The sequence below is a fragment of the Terrabacter koreensis genome (assembly GCF_054783315.1).
The window spans coordinates 1-17,779 of record NZ_BAAGQU010000010.1; the positions used below are offsets into that span (position 1 = coordinate 1).

Annotated in this window: 19 protein-coding genes; 9 read left to right on the forward strand and 10 right to left on the reverse strand. The window is 70.4% G+C overall.

Features of this window, described 5'->3' with window-relative positions; all coding sequences use genetic code 11:
- Positions 1–250: 250 nt before the first annotated feature.
- A complete protein-coding gene (locus ACYVNR_RS17665; protein WP_461049791.1) occupies positions 251–961 on the reverse strand; it encodes a hypothetical protein in 711 nt (236 codons plus the stop codon).
- A 170-nt stretch (positions 962–1,131) separates the two neighbouring features.
- Here ACYVNR_RS17665 and ACYVNR_RS17670 point away from each other — a divergent pair, with 170 nt between their 5' ends.
- Entirely contained in the window at positions 1,132–1,371 is a 240-nt protein-coding gene (locus ACYVNR_RS17670; protein ID WP_458803365.1) for a PLD nuclease N-terminal domain-containing protein, read from the forward strand.
- On the opposite strand, the gene ACYVNR_RS17675 is transcribed toward ACYVNR_RS17670, so the two are convergent.
- From ACYVNR_RS17675 to ACYVNR_RS17685, 3 genes are all read right to left on the reverse strand, one after another.
- The gene (locus ACYVNR_RS17675; protein ID WP_461049793.1) at positions 1,350–1,994 is read right to left on the reverse strand and encodes an SRPBCC family protein; all 645 of its coding nucleotides are present in this window, start codon (positions 1,992–1,994) and stop codon (positions 1,350–1,352) included. The two genes, ACYVNR_RS17670 and ACYVNR_RS17675, sit on opposite strands and share 22 nt — an antisense overlap.
- A gap of 315 nt (positions 1,995–2,309) precedes the next feature.
- Positions 2,310–3,458: a hypothetical protein gene (locus ACYVNR_RS17680; RefSeq protein WP_461049795.1), complete on the reverse strand. Its 1,149-nt coding sequence runs from the start codon at positions 3,456–3,458 to the stop codon at positions 2,310–2,312.
- A gap of 129 nt (positions 3,459–3,587) precedes the next feature.
- Positions 3,588–4,112: a 2'-5' RNA ligase family protein gene (locus tag ACYVNR_RS17685; RefSeq protein WP_461049797.1), complete on the reverse strand. Its 525-nt coding sequence runs from the start codon at positions 4,110–4,112 to the stop codon at positions 3,588–3,590.
- A gap of 39 nt (positions 4,113–4,151) precedes the next feature.
- Between ACYVNR_RS17685 and ACYVNR_RS17690 the strand changes: the two genes are divergently transcribed.
- Both ACYVNR_RS17690 and ACYVNR_RS17695 read left to right on the forward strand, forming a co-directional pair.
- On the forward strand, positions 4,152–4,562 hold the full coding sequence (locus ACYVNR_RS17690) for a PPOX class F420-dependent oxidoreductase (protein ID WP_461049799.1): 411 nt from the start codon (positions 4,152–4,154) through the stop codon (positions 4,560–4,562).
- Between the two features lie 136 nt (positions 4,563–4,698).
- Positions 4,699–5,649, forward strand: a complete 951-nt coding sequence (locus ACYVNR_RS17695) for an oxygenase MpaB family protein (protein ID WP_461049801.1) — start codon at positions 4,699–4,701, stop codon at positions 5,647–5,649.
- Between the two features lie 60 nt (positions 5,650–5,709).
- On the opposite strand, the gene ACYVNR_RS17700 is transcribed toward ACYVNR_RS17695, so the two are convergent.
- On the reverse strand, positions 5,710–6,822 hold the full coding sequence (locus ACYVNR_RS17700; protein WP_461049803.1) for a hypothetical protein: 1,113 nt from the start codon (positions 6,820–6,822) through the stop codon (positions 5,710–5,712).
- A gap of 164 nt (positions 6,823–6,986) precedes the next feature.
- Between ACYVNR_RS17700 and ACYVNR_RS17705 the strand changes: the two genes are divergently transcribed.
- Both ACYVNR_RS17705 and ACYVNR_RS17710 read left to right on the forward strand, forming a co-directional pair.
- On the forward strand, positions 6,987–7,505 hold the full coding sequence (locus tag ACYVNR_RS17705; RefSeq protein ID WP_461049805.1) for a glycine cleavage system transcriptional repressor: 519 nt from the start codon (positions 6,987–6,989) through the stop codon (positions 7,503–7,505).
- 235 nt (positions 7,506–7,740) lie between these two features.
- Positions 7,741–9,639: a glycoside hydrolase family 15 protein gene (locus ACYVNR_RS17710; protein ID WP_461049807.1), complete on the forward strand. Its 1,899-nt coding sequence runs from the start codon at positions 7,741–7,743 to the stop codon at positions 9,637–9,639.
- Between the two features lie 72 nt (positions 9,640–9,711).
- Here ACYVNR_RS17710 and ACYVNR_RS17715 read toward each other — a convergent pair whose 3' ends face one another.
- The 3 genes from ACYVNR_RS17715 to ACYVNR_RS17725 form a co-directional block, all read right to left on the reverse strand.
- The gene (locus tag ACYVNR_RS17715) at positions 9,712–10,146 is read right to left on the reverse strand and encodes a type II toxin-antitoxin system VapC family toxin (protein ID WP_461049809.1); all 435 of its coding nucleotides are present in this window, start codon (positions 10,144–10,146) and stop codon (positions 9,712–9,714) included.
- Positions 10,143–10,424 (reverse strand): type II toxin-antitoxin system Phd/YefM family antitoxin, encoded by a 282-nt coding sequence (locus ACYVNR_RS17720; RefSeq protein WP_461049811.1) that lies wholly within the window; start codon positions 10,422–10,424, stop codon positions 10,143–10,145. The genes ACYVNR_RS17715 and ACYVNR_RS17720 overlap by 4 nt, the downstream gene beginning before the upstream one ends.
- A gap of 189 nt (positions 10,425–10,613) precedes the next feature.
- Positions 10,614–11,078 (reverse strand): PASTA domain-containing protein, encoded by a 465-nt coding sequence (locus ACYVNR_RS17725; RefSeq protein WP_052677525.1) that lies wholly within the window; start codon positions 11,076–11,078, stop codon positions 10,614–10,616.
- 196 nt (positions 11,079–11,274) lie between these two features.
- Between ACYVNR_RS17725 and ACYVNR_RS17730 the strand changes: the two genes are divergently transcribed.
- The 3 genes from ACYVNR_RS17730 (at position 11,275) to ACYVNR_RS17740 (ending at position 14,108) form a co-directional block, all read left to right on the forward strand.
- Positions 11,275–11,871, forward strand: a complete 597-nt coding sequence (locus ACYVNR_RS17730) for a hypothetical protein (protein ID WP_461049814.1) — start codon at positions 11,275–11,277, stop codon at positions 11,869–11,871.
- Between the two features lie 52 nt (positions 11,872–11,923).
- Positions 11,924–13,006 carry an NYN domain-containing protein gene (locus ACYVNR_RS17735; protein WP_458803388.1) on the forward strand — a complete coding sequence of 361 codons (1,083 nt, stop codon included), beginning with the start codon at positions 11,924–11,926 and terminating at the stop codon, positions 13,004–13,006.
- Positions 13,007–13,205: 199 nt separating this feature from the next.
- Positions 13,206–14,108, forward strand: a complete 903-nt coding sequence (locus ACYVNR_RS17740; RefSeq protein ID WP_461049816.1) for a hypothetical protein — start codon at positions 13,206–13,208, stop codon at positions 14,106–14,108.
- 231 nt (positions 14,109–14,339) lie between these two features.
- Here ACYVNR_RS17740 and ACYVNR_RS17745 read toward each other — a convergent pair whose 3' ends face one another.
- A complete protein-coding gene (locus ACYVNR_RS17745; protein WP_461049819.1) occupies positions 14,340–15,197 on the reverse strand; it encodes a helix-turn-helix transcriptional regulator in 858 nt (285 codons plus the stop codon).
- 128 nt (positions 15,198–15,325) lie between these two features.
- Entirely contained in the window at positions 15,326–15,784 is a 459-nt protein-coding gene (locus ACYVNR_RS17750; RefSeq protein WP_461049821.1) for a hypothetical protein, read from the reverse strand.
- A 650-nt stretch (positions 15,785–16,434) separates the two neighbouring features.
- On the opposite strand from ACYVNR_RS17750, the gene ACYVNR_RS17755 reads away from it, so the two are divergent.
- Positions 16,435–17,238: a GmrSD restriction endonuclease domain-containing protein gene (locus ACYVNR_RS17755; protein ID WP_461049823.1), complete on the forward strand. Its 804-nt coding sequence runs from the start codon at positions 16,435–16,437 to the stop codon at positions 17,236–17,238.
- Positions 17,239–17,779: the final 541 nt, after the last annotated feature.

Sequence of the window (17,779 nt, forward strand, 5' to 3'; positions counted from 1 at the left end):
TCCTGACCCGACCCCGCGCGGAAGGTGCGCGCGACCCAGACGACGCAGACGGCATACGCCCCGGGAACAGCTGCCAGAACCCCACCTCGGCCACGCCACCCGCCGCGCGCTGACGCTCCTCGAGGTCAGCCAGCCGGCTCCTCAGGAGCCCGAGCGTCGACGGTTCCGATGCCATGAGTCGAACATATGTGCGACCACCGACAGCGCTCGGCCGAGCATCGGTCGGTGCCGACCGCCATGCGGACCAGCGTCAGCCGGGGAAGCCGAAGCAGGGGAAGAAACCCTCGACGCCGGGCCGGGGCACCTCGACGCATCGTGACCGTGTCTGCTCGATGACGCCGTCAGTCGCCGGGGCCGCAGCCGAGCGGTCCCCGACCATCACGCTGAGCTCGGCCGAGGCATCCCGGCGCAGGTTGTTGTCGGTCGCGGAGACGTTGCCGTCGGCGTCGTGGCTGGAGTTCACCACGGTCGTGTGCTTGAGCGGGCCAGTCCCGGTCCAGGTCGCGACGAGGTGAACCGTGACGGGGTTGCCCTGACTGTCGGTGCCGGGGAGGTCGCTCGTGACCGAGGCGTGCCTCAGGCGCGGGTCGACGACGAGCGGCGCACCGCTCTGCGCCTCCGCCTCGAAGAGGACGACGCCACCCCCGCCGCCTCCAGCCGCTGCGTGGACGTCCATCGGACTCTGCGCGCACGTGTCGCTGACACGGACGAGGACCGACGTGAGGCCCTGCTTGTTCACGGGACCGGGCCGCGCGGCATACATCGCCGTGCTCGACGATGCGAAGACCTCGGTGAGCTCGCAGCCCTGCATCGTCGTGGTGCTCGCGGACGCCGACGTGGACCCGATGGTGTGGTAGATCCGGGGCTGCGCGGCCCCGGCCGGTCCCGCTCCCAGCGGTCCGAGGGGTCCCAGGAGGAACGGTGCGACGAGGACGGCGGCGACGGTGATGGCGCGTTTCATGGTGACTCCCGACCGAATCCCCTGCCTCTTCCAGCGTGGCACCGTGCCGCGACATCGACCGGGGCGCAAGGCGTCTCGTCGGTCACATCGGCTGCGGCGCGCCGCGTGGCCGTGCTACTCCGGAAGAGGGGCGAGGGGCGCCCCTGAATGAGGTGACCCGAGGAGGGGCCATGGCCAAGAAGCAGTGGTCGGAGCTGACGAGCGGCCAGAGGACGGCGACCATCGTGGCGGGCTGCGTGCAGCTGTCGCTCGCAGCGACGGCGTGGGCCGACCTGGCGCGCCGGCCGGCCGAGGAGGTCGAGGGCAGCAAGGCGATGTGGGCCGCGATCATCGCGGTGAACTTCGTCGGGCCGCTGGCCTACTTCGCGCGCGGTCGCAAGGTCGTCGCTCAGGCGCCAGCCGACGCCTGACGCTCCGCGCGGTCACGTATGCCGCGGAGCATCTTCTGGCTCATCAGCGAGCTCGCGGCCGAGACCGGTTCGACGAGCAGCGGTGACCACCAGTGGGTGTAGCCGAACCGTTCCCGCGTGATGAGCCGCGTCGCGGCGTGCGGGTGCCGGTGCAGCACGAACGCCCACGTGAAGTCGTAGGGCGCGACGCCGGGCGAACCCTCCGCCCCGGGAGGTGGTGCCGCTTGCAGCACGAGCGAGTGGTCCGGCTCGACGGACACGACCGTGAGGGCGACCTGCGGATGCAGGCGCACGAGGTCGCCGCGAGCGAGGTGCTGCCACTCCGGCACGACCGCGTCGGCGCTGCGCAGGTTGCAGCCGGCCAGGTTCTCGAGCCGGTCGTAGCTGTAGAAGCCGCCGCGGTCGGCACCGATCTGCACGACCCACGGCCACACGACCTCGGGCACCGCCTCGATGGTGATGGCACGGGTCGCGACGAGGCCCGGTGCGGGGACGAGCTCGTCGCCCGGCAGCGGCTCGCGCGACTCCTCGGTGGTGGCGCCCCAGTGCAGCGCGGAGAAGCGGGCGGTCACGACCGACAGGGCCGCGGCGCCGACGAGGACGGGTGCGACGAGTCGCCTCATGTGGTCAACGGTAGTCCGGATCCCTTTGGGCGTTAGTCGGATTCACAGCGCGGGTGACGGAGCGAACAGCACTCGACAGGCCCGGAAACTGATGAAGCCCGGCTCGCAGATGCGAGTCCGGGCCATCAGTGACGGTTCACGTACCACAACGGGCCAACCGCCGAAGTCTTTGTGTCGCTTGGGAAAAGTGTCCCGTTCTGCAACGACTCCGTCAGGTTGACACGCCGGTGTGAACGACGTCAGTGAAAAGATGGGCATTTGGTCCGAACGGACCATTGGTGACTAGTCACCCGCGGTGCGACGGACCCACTGCCCTCAGTAGACCGGCATCCCCGTCGGCAGGCCGGCGAGCGCCCCGTCCGGGACGACGCGCACGCAGCCCCACTCGAGGCCGAGCCGGTCCATGACAGCGGGGCTCGTCACGTGACGCAGCCGGCCGCCCTCGACGAGCCACACCGGGTCGGATGACCGCTCGCGCAGCAGGGTGCGGTCGCGCGGCACCTGGCGCAGCCCGGAGAGCGACCCCTGGGGGATCTCGCGCACCGCGTTCCAGTCGAGGCCGAGACCCTCGAAGACCTCGGGCGACGGGATCCAGAAGGCCTTGCCGCCGTAGACGACGTGGATCGGGTCCGTGCCGCGCTCACGCACGAGCGTCCCGTTGCCCGGGTGGGTCGCGACGTGTGCCATCGAGCCCGGCTTGGCGGCCACGACTGCGTCCCAGCGGAATCCGCATGCATCGAACTCTGCGGGCGAGGGCACCCAGAACGCGCCACCGCCACGGATGACGTGGATCTTCGGGTCGGTCGAGTCGTGGACCAGCCGGCCGTTGGCGAGGAAGCCGGGCGTCTTGCGGGTGTAGCTCTCGACGAACAGCCCGCGCCACGTCTTGCCGTTGCTCCCGGTGATGGCACGCTCGGCCGGGTCGTCGACGGTGGTGAGCTTGAGGCGCACCTCCTGGCCCGGGTTGTTGTTGTCGTAGACGAGCACGTAGGTGTAGCGGCTGTCCTGCTCCCAGCCGTACGCGACGACCTGGTGGTCGTTGCCGAGCTGGGTGACGTCGCGGGCCTGGGTGAGGCCGAGCAGCACCGGCTGCCCGGAGTTGAGCCGCGCCTTGAGCCTCGGCAGCTCGTCCTCACGGGTCATCCGGGCGACGCCCTTGCCACGCAGCCACGTCGGGTGGTCGAGGCTCGTCGCGTACTGGACGAACTTCGCGCCGTTGTCGACGAAGGTGTCCATGAGCCGCGAGTAGATGTAGTCGGCCACGAGCGAGCCGTCCTGCGGCAGAGAGCTGTTCATCGACATCGCCAGGCCCGCGTGCCAGTAGTCCATGGCCGCGGCCGCCATGCCGCCGCAGCGGCCGCGGGTCGTGACGTCGATGCCGAGGGCCGGGATGCGAAGGACGTGGTTGGTGAACTGGTTGCTGAACGCGAAGCCGTTCTCGGCGGGTGTGAAGCTGATGCGCACGGTGGTGCCTTTCCCCTTGGTGTGGTGATCGCTGGTGGATCGTTCGGGGAGAAGAGCGCAGAGCCGTCCCGGCAGTACTGGGCACACGTACTCAAAACGGACACCTCACCACCCAGGCGGGCACCGCCCTCAGGGCACGCCCGCCAGCGGCCACGCCGTGCCGTCGGTCGTCTCGATGAGGGCGGCGCCGTCGCAGTGGAGCGTCAGGGGCAGCCGGTCCGACACGGCGGTGACGACGGGCCCCAGGTCGGCCATCTGCACCCCGGTCGACGCCGACACGTGCGGCATCCAGTGCCCGGGCTCGTAGTGCCGGTGGATCGTCGCGCCGGTGCCGCGCAGCACCTCGACGGCGCGCGCCTGCCGCGCGGCCAGCACCGACGACGCCGAGCCTGCGAGCGCCACTCGTCCGCGCGGGAAGACGACGGTCCCCTGCACCGAGACGTCCACCGGGCCCGAGTCGGGCAGTGAGACGGCGGCCTCGCGCACCGCGCCGAGGTCGCCGTCGAGCAGGACGGCATACGACAGGTGCGGCACGTGACGGCCGTGGGTGTGCGAGAGCAGCGTCGGTATGCCGTTCTCCTCCAAGCGCTTCCACAGCTCACGCACGAGCGCGTCGGAGCGCCGGTCGAGGAGGAGGCAGAGCGCGAGCGCCATGCCCCATTGTGGGCGAAGCGGACGGCATACGCTGGCGGCGTGAGCGCGACTCCCCTGCCCGGCGACCTCGACGTCGTCAACGCCAACCGCTACGTGCAGCTGACGACGTTCCGGCGCACGGGCACACCCGTGTCGTCGCCGGTGTGGATCGCCAGGGACGGCGACGAGCTCGTCGTCATCACGGTCGACCCGACGGGCAAGCTGAAGCGGCTCGCGCACACCTCGCGCGTCGAGCTGCGCCCGTGCGACTTCCGCGGCCGGGTGCCCGAGGGGGCGCCGACGTATGCCGGCACGGCCGTCGTCGACCGCACCCCGGAAGGCGTCGCCGCGGTCAAACGCGCCATGGGGCGCAAGTACCTGATGGCGCGCCTGGGCGACGCGATCGCGGTCGTGACCGACCGGTTCCGCAAGCGCACGGCGCGGGCCGGGATCCGCATCACGCTGACCTGACCTGACCAACCTGACCTGACCTGACCTAGCGGCCGCCCGACCGACCGCGCATGCCCACACAACCTTGGACAACGCGCGCTCCAAAGGTTGGACACGCATTTTTGCAGGGCGCTGACCTGCCCATACCGTGAAAGGCATGAGTTCGGCCGCAGGTGCCCGGCTGGTGCAACGCCAGCTGGGGAGGATGCTGCGCAGCAAGGTCGCCGGCGACGACGCGCCGGTCCGTGCGCAGCGGATCTGGGGTGCCCGCGGGGAGCGCTGGTTCACGCCCGACGACCCGGTGTGGCGGGTGCACGCGGACGCCTCGATGTTCCCGGCCGGCGTCACGTCGCTGCTGCTGCAGTCGCTGCACCCGCTCGCCATGGCTGGCGTGGCGGGCCACAGCGGCTACAAGGGCGACCCGTGGGGCCGGCTCCAGCGCACCAGCCACTACCTCGCGACGACGACCTTCGGCACGATCGAGCACGCCGAGGAGGCCATCGCCACGGTGCGCTCGATCCACACGCGGGTGCGTGGCAAGGCGCCGGACGGCCGGCCCTACCGCGCCGACGACCCGCACCTGCTGATGTGGGTGCACGCGGCGGAGGTCGACTCGTTCCTGCGGGGCTTCCAGACCTTCGCCGCGACGCCGCTGACCGCCGACGAGGCCGACGTCTACGTGGCGCAGGCCGGCATCCCGGCGTCGCGGCTCGGTGTCGTCGACCCGCCGACCTCGGTGGCGGCGCTGCGCGAGGTGCTCGATGCGTACCGCCCCGAGCTCGAGGCGACACCCGCGGCCCGCGAGGCGGCGCGCTTCCTGCTGCTCAACCCGCCGCTGCCCCTCTACGCCCGCCCGGGCTACGGCACCATCGCGTCCGGTGGCGTCTCCCTGCTGCCGGGGTGGGCGCGCGAGATGCTCGGCATCCCGCTGCCCGGCGTCGTCTCGTCGCTGGTGGCGCGACCGCTGGGCCACCTCGGCACGGCGGCGGTGCGCTGGGGCATGGCCGGCCTGGCGGAGCGCCGGCCCAGCGACACGCCTGACTCGCCCGAGTCCCCCGATCACCCCGACGGGTCCGGTGGCCCGGTCGGGGAGAAGGCCGCCGTCTGAGCGGCCACCTTTGACCGGGCCGGGTGCCGCTCAAGAAGCGGGCGCACCCGGCCCGGTGCCTCATCCGCCGGTCGGCCGCGCAGCCGCGCCGTCCGGCCAGGGCTGCAGCGGCACGTCGGCCGGCCGCTCACGCGTCCCGATCTCGTATGCCGCCTGGCCGGCTGACGTGAGCACGTGGCGTCTGCCGCCGGGCTGGGTCACCGTCATCTCCAGGTCTGCGATCGAGCAGTTGGTGACGGCGTGGTCGTCGTGGTGTGCCGTGGCTCGGTGCGCGGCGGCACCGGGGTGGCCGTGGTCGCCGGTGTCGGCGGTGTCGGCGGGACCTCGCGCCGGCCTGCCGGGCTCGGCGTAGAGCCAGGCCACGCAGCGCTCCGGAGGTGCGACGACCTCGAGGTCGACGACCAGGCCGCCCCGACCGGGCAGGTGCAGGTGGGCGCCGTCGCGTCGCTCCTCGACCCTGGTGGCGCGGGTGTGTGCGGTGCCGCCCAGCCTCCGGCGCTCGCCCACGACGGAGAGCATGCCGTTGGCGACCCACGGCGTCGTATGCCCGCCGACCCGCAGCCGGCCGAGCACGACGTCGATCCAGGTGCTGCTCGGCTCGCCGTCGAAACCGAGGCCGTGCAACCAGATCCACCGCTCGGCGTGCTCGCTGCCCCAGTTGTGGCCGACCATGCCCTTCCAGCCGTCGACGTCGACGGCCCGGTCTCCGACGGTCACCGTGCCGGTGAACCGGGCGCTGGGGTGCAGGCTGACGGGCTTCGTCCTGGGGATCGGGGCGGCATACATCCACGGGGACGGCAGGTGCTCGAGCGCGGGCTCGCCGAGGAAGGTGAGGTCCCACGAGACGGGCAGGTGCGGGTGCACCCGGCCGGGCATCGGGGTGATCGAGCCGGTGGCCTGGGTCGGCCCGAGGGTCGAGCCGGCGACTCCGACCCAGTGCGGGTCGTTGGTGGGCGGGCCCTCCACGGTCTGCTTCGCGGTGACAGGGCCCGGCGCCTCGGCGTCGAAAAGGGTGAACCACGTCGAGGCGAGCGGCGGTCGGTCGTGCTCGACGTGGACCGTGTGCCGCAGCCAGAAGCCGAGACCGCCACCGGGCGCGACCGCGCGCAGGTAGTGGCTCTCGTAGCCGGACCGCATCGCCGCGAACCGCGCGGCCGCCGGGTCGCCCCGCATCCTCCTGACGGTACTCCGGCCCGCCGCGACGGCGCCCACTCCCTGTCGCTCTCGCCCTCACTCCCCGTCGAGTACTCACTCCCCGTCGAGTGCTCACTTTCCGTCGAGTGCTCACTTTCCAGCGCCGCACGGACGGGGCCGCGGCGCGTCAGTAGGCTGCGGGTGTGCCCAGACTCGTGCTCACCGTCATCGGCGACGACCGCGCCGGCCTCGTCAACGCGCTCGCGGACGTCGTCACCGCGCACGACGGCAACTGGGAGGACAGCCAGCTGGCCGAGCTCGCCGGTAAGTTCGCCGGCATCGTCGTCGTCGGTGTGCCGGATGGCCGGGTCGACGAGCTGACCGCGGCCCTGCACGAGCTCGACGGGCTGCTCGAGGTGACGACGCACCCGGGTGCCGAGGTCGACTCGGTGCCCGACGACGCCGGCTCGCAGCGCCTCACCATCGACCTGCTCGGCAACGACTCCCCCGGCATCGTGCGCGAGGTGTCGTCGGTGCTGAGCCGGCACGAGCTGTCGATCGAGACGATGACGACGGGCACGCGCGAGGCGCCGATGGCGGGCGGGCTGCTCTTCGAAGCGCACGTCGTCGTGCGGGTGCCGGCCGAGTCCGACAGCGGCGGGCTGCGCGCCGACCTGGAGAGGCTCGCGACGGAGCTGCTCGTCGACATCGCGGTCGCCTGAGGGCACGCAGTCGGTAGAACCCCGCGCCGGTCGACCACGACGAAGGGGCCCGTCTCGCCGTGCGAGCGCCGGGCCCCGAGACGGTTCACGTACCACAACGGGCCAACCGTCAAAGTCCTTCGTCATCCCCTGACGAGTACGTCCAGTGAAGGGCGCTTTTCGGGTCATCACCAAGGTATTCCGCTGACCTTGTGGAACTCTTGCGGTCTGCTTGCGCCGCGAGCAGGGTGGTTGCATGGACGGTCACGGGTATGCGGCGGCACCGGATGCACTCCCGCACGCGAAGGTCGTGCCCATCGCGGACTACGGGTTCCTGTCGGACGGTGAGGTGACGGCGCTCGTCGCTCCGGGCGGCGACATCGACTGGATGTGCTTGCCGCGCCTGGACTCTCCGAGCATCTTCGGCTGCCTGCTGGGGCGGCACGCGGGGCGTTTCCGGCTCGGCCCGTCGGACGTGAGCGTGCCGACGGCGCGGCGCTACCTGCCGGGCACGATGGTGCTCGAGACGAGCTGGGGCACGCCGACGGGCTGGATCATCGTGCGCGACGTGCTGCTCATCGGGCCGTGGCACCACGACGAGGGCATCTCGGAGAAGCACCACCGCACGCCGATGGACTACGACTCCCAGCACACGCTGCTGCGCTCGATCCGGTGCGTGTCGGGTGAGGTGCAGACGGTGGTGGACTGCGAGCCGATCCTCGACTACGGGCGCACGCCGGTGAAGTGGGAGTACACCGAGCACGGCTACCACCAGTGCGTCTCGCAGGGGAACGGATCTGGCGTCACGCTCACGCTGACGAGTGACATGCGCATCGGCTTCGACGGCGGGCAGGCATCTGCGAGAACGCTGCTCAGGCAGGGCGACGAGCGCTACGTCGCGCTGTCGTGGGGTGCGATCGAGCCGCCGTTGACCTCGGAGGACGCGCACGACCGGCTCGAGTGGACGGCGCACCACTGGCAGCACTGGCTGGCGCGAGGCAAGTTCCCCGACCACCCGTGGCGCAGCTACCTGCAGCGAAGTGCGTTGACGCTCAAGGGTCTGACGTACGCGCCGACCGGGGCGATCGCGGCCGCGGCGACGACGTCACTGCCCGAGACCATCGGTGGGGCGCGCAACTACGACTACCGGTTCACGTGGATCCGTGACGCGACGTTCGCGCTGTGGGGCCTCTACTCGCTCGGGTTCGACTGGGAGGCAGTCGACTTCTTCGCGTTCATCGCCGACATGGCCGAGCGCGACGAGGACCTGCAGATCATGTACGGCATCGGCGGGGAGCGCGACCTGCCGGAGTCGGAGCTCGACCACCTGCCCGGGTATGCCGGGTCGCGCCCCGTGCGCATCGGCAACGCCGCGCACTCGCAGGTGCAGCACGACGTCTGGGGTGCACTGCTGGACTCGGTCTACCTGCACTCCAAGGTCGCCGACCACCTCGACGGGCGCATCTGGCCGATCCTCGGCAAGCAGGTGGAGGCGGCGCTCAAGCACTGGCGCGAGCCGGATGCCGGCATCTGGGAGGTGCGCGGCGAGCTGCGGCACTTCACGTCGTCGAAGATCATGTGCTGGGTCGCCGTCGACCGCGGGGCGAAGCTCGCCACGATGATCGGCCAGGACTCGCAGGCGTCGGAGTGGCGGCTGGCCGCTGACGAGATCAAGGAGGACATCCTCGCCAACGGTGTCGACTCGCGCGGGGTGCTGACGCAGTACTACGGCACGGACGCGCTCGACGCGTCGCTGCTGCTGGCGCCGCTCGTGCGCTTCCTGCCGGCGGACCACCCGGTCATCCGTGCGACGGTGCTCGCGATCGCCGACGAGCTGACGGTCGACGGGCTGGTGCTGCGCTACCGCGTGGACGAGACCGACGACGGTTTCTCCGGCGAGGAGGGCACGTTCACGATCTGCTCGTTCTGGCTCGTCTCGGCGCTGTCGGAGATCGGCGAGACGAAGCGGGCCCACGAGCTGTGCGCGAAGCTGCTGTCGCTCGCGGGGCCGCTCGAGCTCTACGCCGAGGAGATCGACACCCACAACGGGCGCCACCTCGGCAACTTCCCGCAGGCGTTCACCCACCTGGCGCTCATCAACGCGGTCATGCACGTCATCGCCACGGAGATGGGGCCGCCGGGAACGGTCGGCTGACTCGGATCCTGCTCCCCTCAGCGGAGCAAGATCCGAGCGCCCGCGGCCCAAGCCCGGCACGGAGCGCCGACGTCACGATGTGACGGCGTTGACGTCACACGTCGCGAATCCCGCAGACTGCCACGCGGCGAGCAGGTCCCGATCTCCGGAGGCAGCCAGCCCGTCGTCACCCACCACCAGCGCGGCGGCGGCGGCATGGACGGCGTCGTAGCCGCGCAGTCCGTAGGACGCCGCGAACGACGCCGCGTCCCGCGAGAGCCGGTCACCGAGGGTCACGAGGTGCATCTGGTCGGCCAGGGCGTCCACGGCCTTCGAAAGGTCGTACATCTGCCGCGCGGTGATGCGGTCGGCGTGGCGAGCCCGCCACATGGCCGACGCAACCTCCGGGCGCAGGGCCACCGACGAGACGACCTCGTCGGCCGCGTCCCAGAGCCGTCGGCACACGGTCGAGGAGGGTTCGGCGACGAGCAGCGGCACGAACGCCGACGTGTCCAGATAGAGGATCACCGGCGCTGGTCGCTGACGAGGTCGCTGATGCCACCTTCGACAGCAATCAGTGGCGGCAACTTCTCCTTGGGCCGGGCGTGTGTCACGAGGCCCTCGTCGATCAGCGTTTGAAGGGTCGTGCGGCCGGCGAGTGGGCGGAGCTCCGCGACGGGCTTGCCTCGGTCGGTGATGACGAGGGTCTCACCAGCCTGAGCAAGCGAGAGGAACTCGCTCAGCCTGCTCTTGAGCTCGCGGATCCCCACCTGACGCCGACTCAATGTGACCACCTCATGCCTCATTGTAGTCATCTGGTGCTTGTCCCGGGCGGGCACCTATCGGCACGCCCCGATGTCAGCCTCGAGCCCCACAACGTCGACGCCGACGCGAGCGGCGCCGTGACCGCCTCGCAGATGCAGAGGAGCTGCGCATCGGCCTGCTCGCTCGGATCCTGCTCCGCTCAGCGGAGCAAGGTCCAAGACGCCGCCCGGTCAGCCATCCGTGTACTTCTTGATCGTGGCAGTGATGAACGAGTCAGCCGCCACCTTGCTGCCTGCCTCGAGGTCTTGGGCGAGCACGACCCAGTTCCTGTCGAGGACCGGCACACGGTTGGCACCGGTGGCGTCGGTAGCCGGAGCAACGTGAAGACCAGCCGCCCTCCAGGCGTCCTGCGCCTCTTGATAGTTCATGCCCACGCCGTCGGGCACGGTGACCTTCGCGGCGGGTTTGGGGGCTGCCGTCGCCTTCGCTTCGACCGGTGCGATGGACGTCTCAGGAGCCGGCACCGTCGCCTGGACGGTCTGGGTAACGGTCTCGGCCGCGGGGGCTGCGACGGTCTGCGTGACCACGACAGTCGGGGCCGAAGAGGCAGGTGCCGCGTTGCTGCCACAGCCCGCGGCGGCAGTGACGGCGACGATGGCGGTGATGATGACGGGCAGCTTGCGGTGAATGCTCATGATGATCGCTTCCTGGAGAGTTCGGGCGCCTCATCGTCGTGGAACTCCCCGGCACGCGTCTGGCGATTCACCCCTTTCGTGACATACGGCACGCGGGCCAGCCTCTGGGTGCCGCAACCCGCCCCTCTGCCGACGTCTTCGGCGCAGGGTGGAGACTGGGTGGGTCGGTGACCATGACGGAACGGGAGGGTCGGCCGTGTCTGAGAGCGGCACCTATGTGACAACTCAGGTGGGGCACCCCCACTGGGCGAAGCACGCGTACGAGGTGCTCGTGGAGACGGCGGGTCGCTACGACGCCGTCATCACCTACTCCGAGCTGGCCGAGGAGGTGCAGCGTCGGTCGGCGCTGTGGAGCAAGTCCGAGATGCGCACGTGGATCGGCCCGCTGCTCGCCGACATGGCGAAGGTCAACCACGTGCGCGAGGAACCGCCGCTGACGTCGCTCGTCGTGCACAAGCAGGACGGTCGGGTCAGCACGGGCTACGACGAGGCGCGCAAGCTGGCGGGCCAGCCGCCGCTCGACGACCCGGACGAGCGGGAGCTGCAGGCCGCCACGGCGCGCCTCGAGTGCTACCGGCACTGGGGCGCCGACGTGCCCGCGGACGCGCGCCCGACGGTTCACACGCGTACGCGAGAGGCTCGCGAGCGCAGCACGCGCACTCCCCGCGTTGCCGCCCGGGCCGCTTCCCCACGCGCCACCACGCGCACGTCCTCCGAGGAGCGGCGTGGCGCCGTCTGCCCGACGTGCTTCATGGAGATGCCGCTCTCGGGAGTGTGCGCGAACTGCGAGTGACCCGCCCGCGGCACGTGCCGGCATACGGCGGCGGGCGTGAGACGCTCCTCGCATGCGGTCCTACTGCGCGCTCTACGTCGACGTCGGGTACCTGCTGGCGGCCGCAGCCACCCGGGTGACGGGCACCTCGCTGCGCAAGGGCGTCGTCGTGTCCTACCCGGACCTCGTCGCGCGCCTCATCGCCGACGCGGAGAAGGCCAGCGGGCTGCCGCTGCTGCGACTGCACTGGTACGACTCCGGCAACCGGTCCGGGGGCACGCCCGATGCCACCCAGGAGGGCATCGGCATGCTGCCGCGCGTCAAGCTGCGGCTGGGGCGCACGTCGCCGCAGGGCGAGCAGAAGGGCGTCGATCTGCGCATCGGCCTCGACCTCGCCGCGCACGGGCGCAACCGCTCGGTCGACGTCATCTACCTGCTCTCGGGTGACGACGACCTGAGCGAGGCCGTGGAGGAGGCGCAGAGCCACGGCATGCAGGTCGTGCTCATGGCGGTGCCCGACCGGTCGGGCAAGGCCCACGCCGTGTCACGCCACCTGATCCGCGAGGCCGACGACCTCATCGTGCTGGACGGGGCGGTCATTGACGAGACGGTGCACGTGCGCCAGCTCCAGCCGGAGACCGACGTGCCGCTGTCGCCGGCCGCAGCTGCCGTCGCCGCGGCCGGGGGCGTCCCACTGCCGGGGCCGCGCGAGCCGGTCGTTGTCGAGACTGCGCCCCTGGTGGTGGAGGGTGAGCCGTCGACCGCCGCGTCGGCCCGGCCCACTCCCGCGGTGCTCGCAGGCAGCAGGCCGTCGCCGAAGCCTGCGGCGCCGGGGCCCGTGGGGAGCCCGCCGCGTGTCGTGTGGTCGAGCAGCAGCGACGGGAACGGCACCACCGAGCCAGTGTCGGCCGTCAGCCCCCACGAGCTGGAGGTCATCGACGAGGTATGCCGCCGGGTGATCGACACGTGGGCCATCACGGCCAGCCCTGCCGACCGTTCACGCCTGATGAGCCAGAAGCCGTTCATCCCCAACGACCTCGACCGGGCGCTGCTGCTGGACCTGTCGGCTCGCCTGGACCGCTATGACGTCGAGGACCAGCTGCGCTTCCTGCTGCGCGACCACTTCTGGGAGCGGGTCAGCCGGCTGCCGCGGTGAGAACGCTCGAGGGCGCCGCACTGTCGGGTTGCTCTCACGAGCAATTCGGGCATTTCACAGAAACCGGTCGTGGGACTCAGTAGCGTCCCGAGATGTCGTCGCCCGGACCCGGTCCGAGCGCGCACACCGCGGTGTCACAGGGAAGGTCCGCGGTGCTCCCTTCGCCGAGTCCGATCTCGGCGCGCACGATTGGACGTAAATGAAGAAGCAGCTGGCGCGAGGTCTCGTCGCGCTGATGGCGGCCACGGCTGCCCTGGTCGCAGCATCGCCGGGTGAGGCGCAAGCCGTCACCTGGATCCGCACCGCGAAGACGACGCACAACGCGTACTCGTGGAACGGCTACAAGGCCAACCTCGCACCCTCAGCGACACCTCCGGTTTCGGGTTACACGGTCATCGACCGTCGCGTCACCGTGAAGAACTCGGCGGGCCAGACACTGGCCTCCAACGTGACGTCGCGGTGGACGGCACCGGGCAACTACACGGTCTACTCGACGTACAAGTACCGCAAGGCGACGCCGTACACGGCGACGAAGACGGTCAGCTACAACGTCGACTACGACACTCTCAACTCCTGCACGATCACCGGCTACTTCGATGACGGCGGGGGCTACACCTGGACGGTCAACGCGACCTGCAACGTGACGCTCGAGAGCTTCACCGGCGCCGGCGCCTCGGTGACGAGGACCATCGCCATCCAGGGGCAGTACCTGGGGTACGAGCCGCCGACGGTCGGCATGCAGACGACGGACATCTACGACTACGAGGCCAGCCTGCCGTCGACCTTCTCGAAGACGGTCTCGTACACGGCCTACAGGTACAGCTACTACAGCCTCTACCGGGTGCGCACGGCCTCGGTGGTGAAGGTGACCAACTACGGCACCGTGACGTGGACCGAGTACACGACGGTGCAGGCGCCGTGGGACGGTGGCGACTCGCTCGCACGGGTCCGCTCGATCTTCGGGTCGAACGGCACGCGGATCAGCTTCATGGAGTCGGGTGGCAAGACGTACGCCGGCTACCAGTGGCGGAACACGAGCGGCGGCTACGTCTACGTGACGTTCGAGGACAACCTGGCCTACACGAAGACCTGGTACTCCTGACCGGCACCGGGCATGGGTGGGTGCGCCCAGTAGCCCCACCAGGCGCACCCAGTAATCCCCCTTGAACTCCCCCAGGAGTGGATCGTCCGGCTGCCGGCGGTCCGATCAACTTCTGGCCCCCTCTGGCGCCGCCGTCGCTCCCTCGCAGGGAGGGAACGGCGGCGCCGCTCCCCAAGGATGGAATGCGGAGGAGCCGGGCGCTAGGTGTCGGAAACGACACCTGTCCCCGGGTCACGACCGGCTACCGGGCAGTTCGCCACCGCGGCGGCTCTGCGCCGCCCACCACGCGGTGGCCGCGGCACGCCCGCGAAGGCCCGTCTTCGCGTACACGGCTGAGAGGTGCTTGCGGACGGTGCGTTCGCTGAGCCCGAGGCGGTGCGCGATGGCGCCGCTGGTGAGGCCCCCGGCGGCGAGGGCCAGCACCTGCTCCTCGCGGCGGGTCAGAGCCGTGAGCTCGTCGCGGCCGAGGATGTTCGAGCCCTCGTCGAGAGCCAAGGCCCGGAGCCGGCTCGTGGCCTCCTCGAGGCGCGCGTTGAGCGTCAGGGCCGGTGCGACGATGCTCTGGATCAGGGCGAGCGCGTCGAGGTCGTCGTCGGTGAAGTCACGGCGGTCGCGGTGCAGGCCGAGGAACGCGAAGCCGCCCGGGCTCACCTGCAGGGCGATGGAGGCCGGGTAGTGGGCGGTCGGCAGCCAGCCGTGCATCGCCTCGAACTCTTCCGTCTCCCAGAACGCGTCCATGCGCACCTGGTCGCTGGTGCGGACGGGGCGCGTGGCGCCGAACTGGAACATGGCCGCGAACGACGGGTGCGTGCCGACGAACTGCGCTGCCCGCTCGGCCTGCCCGGGCAGCACGATGCAGCCGTCGGAGGTGACGACGTCCGGCGCGTCACCGGGCTGCAGGTCCGCGCTGAACGTGGCCAGCCCGCAGCCACCGTCGGCGGCGAGCACGACCTCGATGCGGCGTACGAAGTCGTGCTTGAACGGCTCACCCGCGGCGATCTGGCGGGCGACGTCGATGGCCAGACGGAGCACGTCGGCCTCGCGAGGACCGCCCGCGCCGACCAAGGGGGTAGACCCGTGCGTCCCCATGCCGTGCTCCCCTCGACCGGGCGGGCGTCAAGAGCCCGTCAAGAAATGGTAAGAGCGGAGCGCGGGATGGGAGGCGTTTTGTGTCCTTGAGCCCCGCCGGTGGCCGCCCGGGCTGGCGGGTTGCCTGCTCAGGGCGTACGCGTGCGGTCGGGTCGCCCTTGCCGCGCCGGCATCGCTGCCGCGAGCGCGAGGACGGCCATGACGGCGGCGAGCGAGTGCGGCTGCTCGGCCAGCATCACGGTGAAGGACGAGAGGTAGTCGCAGTAGTCAGCCACCTGGAGCGCTGGGTGGGTGACCGCGCGACGGCCGTACTGCTCAACCGTGACGAGCTTGTCGCTGCCTTCGAAACTCTCCGCCGCGCTCCACTGCTTGAGCTCCACGACCACGTAGGACGGGAGACCGGTCTTCGGGTGCTTGCCGGCGAGCACGACGTCGGCGCGCTTGCTCGTCAGGGGCAGCTGGTACTCGATGAGCATCTCGACATCGTCGAGCCCGGCGGAGACCAGGTCCGCGCGCAGCGCTGGCAGGCTCCGTTCCCAAGAGCGCGACTCACTCGCGGCCGGGCGGCGCCCGGTCTGGATGCTCATCTGCTCAGCGATGTGCTCCGCCAAGTGTGCCTCGAGGGACGAGAAGCCTCGAGCGGAGGTCCGGAGTAGGTGCACGAACAAGTCCCCTGGCAGCACGAAGTGACTCGTGCGGTGTGGGGGCATATCCGTGCGGAAGCCCGTCGGGCCGCAATGACACGGGCAGCGTACCCAGTTGGCGTCGTCAACGACGCCAACTGGCCGTGTAGCTCGCGCTCAAGCTGCATCCGCTGTCAAGGGCTTGCCCGCGGAGGCTAGTCGCTCACCGTCCCGTGTGACGGCATCCGGGTCATTGATCTCGCCCTTGAACTGGCCGTCGGTCGGGCGGCACCGGCGGATGGGCTGCTGTGCGCCACAGTTCCTGGCTAGGCCCGGCAACCCTTCGAAAGGCAGGCGGAGTCATGGCGGCCGGAATGGCCTTGAGCGTGGCTGGAGCCGCCGCGTCCGGTCTCGGAGGCCAGCCCGCCCCGGCGCCGCCCGTTCTGGAGACGAGCACTGCCTTAGCAACCGCCACTGCGACGAGCGGCTCCGAGAGCACGACGACCTCGGAACCGTCCGTGACAACGTCCCAGGAAGCACCTCTCGCTGTCATACCGTCAGCCGCGCCCACTCCAACCGTCACCGGTCGCCCAGGCAGCGCGCTGGCCGCCGCGATGCTGCTTCCCGTCCGGGGCAGAGCACCGAAGACCAACTACGCTCGCGCCCAGTTCGGAGCCGACTGGTTCGACGCCGACCGCAACGGGTGCGACACGCGCAACGACGTTCTCGCCCGCGACCTTCGGCAGATCGCCTACAGCCCCGGGACTGGAAACTGTGTCGTCAAGGGCGGGGTCCTTTCAGATCCGTACAGCGGCACGACGATCCGGTTCCAACGAGGCAGCAGCACGAGCAACGCGGTGCAAATCGACCACATGGTCGCCTTGGAGGACGCTTGGCAGAAGGGGGCCCAGTCCTGGAGCGCAGAGCGACGTGTGCACTTGGCCAACGACCCTCTGAACTTGCTCGCCGTCAAAGGATCGTTGAACCTTCAGAAGGGCAGCGGGGACACCGCGACCTGGCTACCGCCGAACACGACCTATCGGTGCGCGTACGTGGCTCGGCAAGTGGCTGTCAAGCGCAGCTACAACCTCTGGGTCACCGCTGCCGAGCGCGAGGCGATGATCCGTGTCCTTGGCGCATGCCCGGCTCTGTCCCTTCCAACGGCAAAGCCGTTCGCGCCGAGGCCGCCGGTTCCGTCATCAGCCCGCATTCAGTCGCCGCGACTGGTGTCTCCACCGAAAGTGACGCCTTCACACAAGGCGCCTGATCGCCAACCCGCAGCGCCGAGCGCCGCCTATTACCGCAACTGTGCCGCTGCTTGGGCCGCCGGCGCGGCAACGCTGTATCGGGGCGACCCGGGCTATCGCGCTGGCCTTGACCGCGACGGCGACGGCCGCGCGTGCGAGCAGCGCCCTTGACCTCCGCCCATGATGCGCGGTTCGCCGGATTCCAGAGCGCTCCCGTTGCGGGTGGGATGGAAGTTCACATTCCGCAAAGCATGAGAGTCACGGCAGCACCGACGAAGTATTCGGAGGAATGGGAGCGAGCGACCAAGATGAGCCGCCGGTCCCGGCGTGACCCGGTCACCACGCCTGGAGGACTCCACGGCCGGGGACGTTGCGCAACTTCCAGCAGGCCCGGGCGACAATGGTCTTCGCTCGGGCGTGACCTCGGCGGAGCCGAAACGGTCAGTGAACTTCACGCGGGAGGACAGGAGAAGCGCCGCGCGAACGAGATCGTGCGGACGGAATCTGCGCCTTCGCCGCCCCCCGCTCCACTGCAATCCTGAGGAAGTGCCAAAGTGCCGACCGGGGTCCTCCTGGAGTACATATTACGCACTGCGACCAGTTCGGGGTCGAGCCCAACGTCCGGAAATGCGACAACCCCGCCAGATACCTGGCGGGGTTGTCGTGAATGGTTGTCCGGCTGCGTCCTACTCTCCCACACCGTCACCAGTGC

What these genes read in the sequence shown, in the direction of transcription:
- ACYVNR_RS17665 (WP_461049791.1), bottom strand. Translation starts at nt 961, where the DNA reads ATGAAACGCGCCATCACCGTCGCCGCCGTCCTCGTCGCACCGTTCCTC.
- ACYVNR_RS17670 (WP_458803365.1), top strand. Translation starts at nt 1,132, where the DNA reads ATGGCCAAGAAGCAGTGGTCGGAGCTGACGAGCGGCCAGAGGACGGCG.
- ACYVNR_RS17675 (WP_461049793.1), bottom strand. Translation starts at nt 1,994, where the DNA reads ATGAGGCGACTCGTCGCACCCGTCCTCGTCGGCGCCGCGGCCCTGTCG.
- ACYVNR_RS17685 (WP_461049797.1), bottom strand. Translation starts at nt 4,112, where the DNA reads ATGGCGCTCGCGCTCTGCCTCCTCCTCGACCGGCGCTCCGACGCGCTC.
- ACYVNR_RS17695 (WP_461049801.1), top strand. Translation starts at nt 4,699, where the DNA reads ATGAGTTCGGCCGCAGGTGCCCGGCTGGTGCAACGCCAGCTGGGGAGG.
- ACYVNR_RS17700 (WP_461049803.1), bottom strand. Translation starts at nt 6,822, where the DNA reads ATGCGGGGCGACCCGGCGGCCGCGCGGTTCGCGGCGATGCGGTCCGGC.
- ACYVNR_RS17710 (WP_461049807.1), top strand. Translation starts at nt 7,741, where the DNA reads ATGGACGGTCACGGGTATGCGGCGGCACCGGATGCACTCCCGCACGCG.
- ACYVNR_RS17720 (WP_461049811.1), bottom strand. Translation starts at nt 10,424, where the DNA reads ATGAGGCATGAGGTGGTCACATTGAGTCGGCGTCAGGTGGGGATCCGC.
- ACYVNR_RS17725 (WP_052677525.1), bottom strand. Translation starts at nt 11,078, where the DNA reads ATGAGCATTCACCGCAAGCTGCCCGTCATCATCACCGCCATCGTCGCC.
- ACYVNR_RS17735 (WP_458803388.1), top strand. Translation starts at nt 11,924, where the DNA reads ATGCGGTCCTACTGCGCGCTCTACGTCGACGTCGGGTACCTGCTGGCG.
- ACYVNR_RS17740 (WP_461049816.1), top strand. Translation starts at nt 13,206, where the DNA reads ATGAAGAAGCAGCTGGCGCGAGGTCTCGTCGCGCTGATGGCGGCCACG.
- ACYVNR_RS17745 (WP_461049819.1), bottom strand. Translation starts at nt 15,197, where the DNA reads ATGGGGACGCACGGGTCTACCCCCTTGGTCGGCGCGGGCGGTCCTCGC.
- ACYVNR_RS17750 (WP_461049821.1), bottom strand. Translation starts at nt 15,784, where the DNA reads ATGAGCATCCAGACCGGGCGCCGCCCGGCCGCGAGTGAGTCGCGCTCT.
- ACYVNR_RS17755 (WP_461049823.1), top strand. Translation starts at nt 16,435, where the DNA reads ATGCTGCTTCCCGTCCGGGGCAGAGCACCGAAGACCAACTACGCTCGC.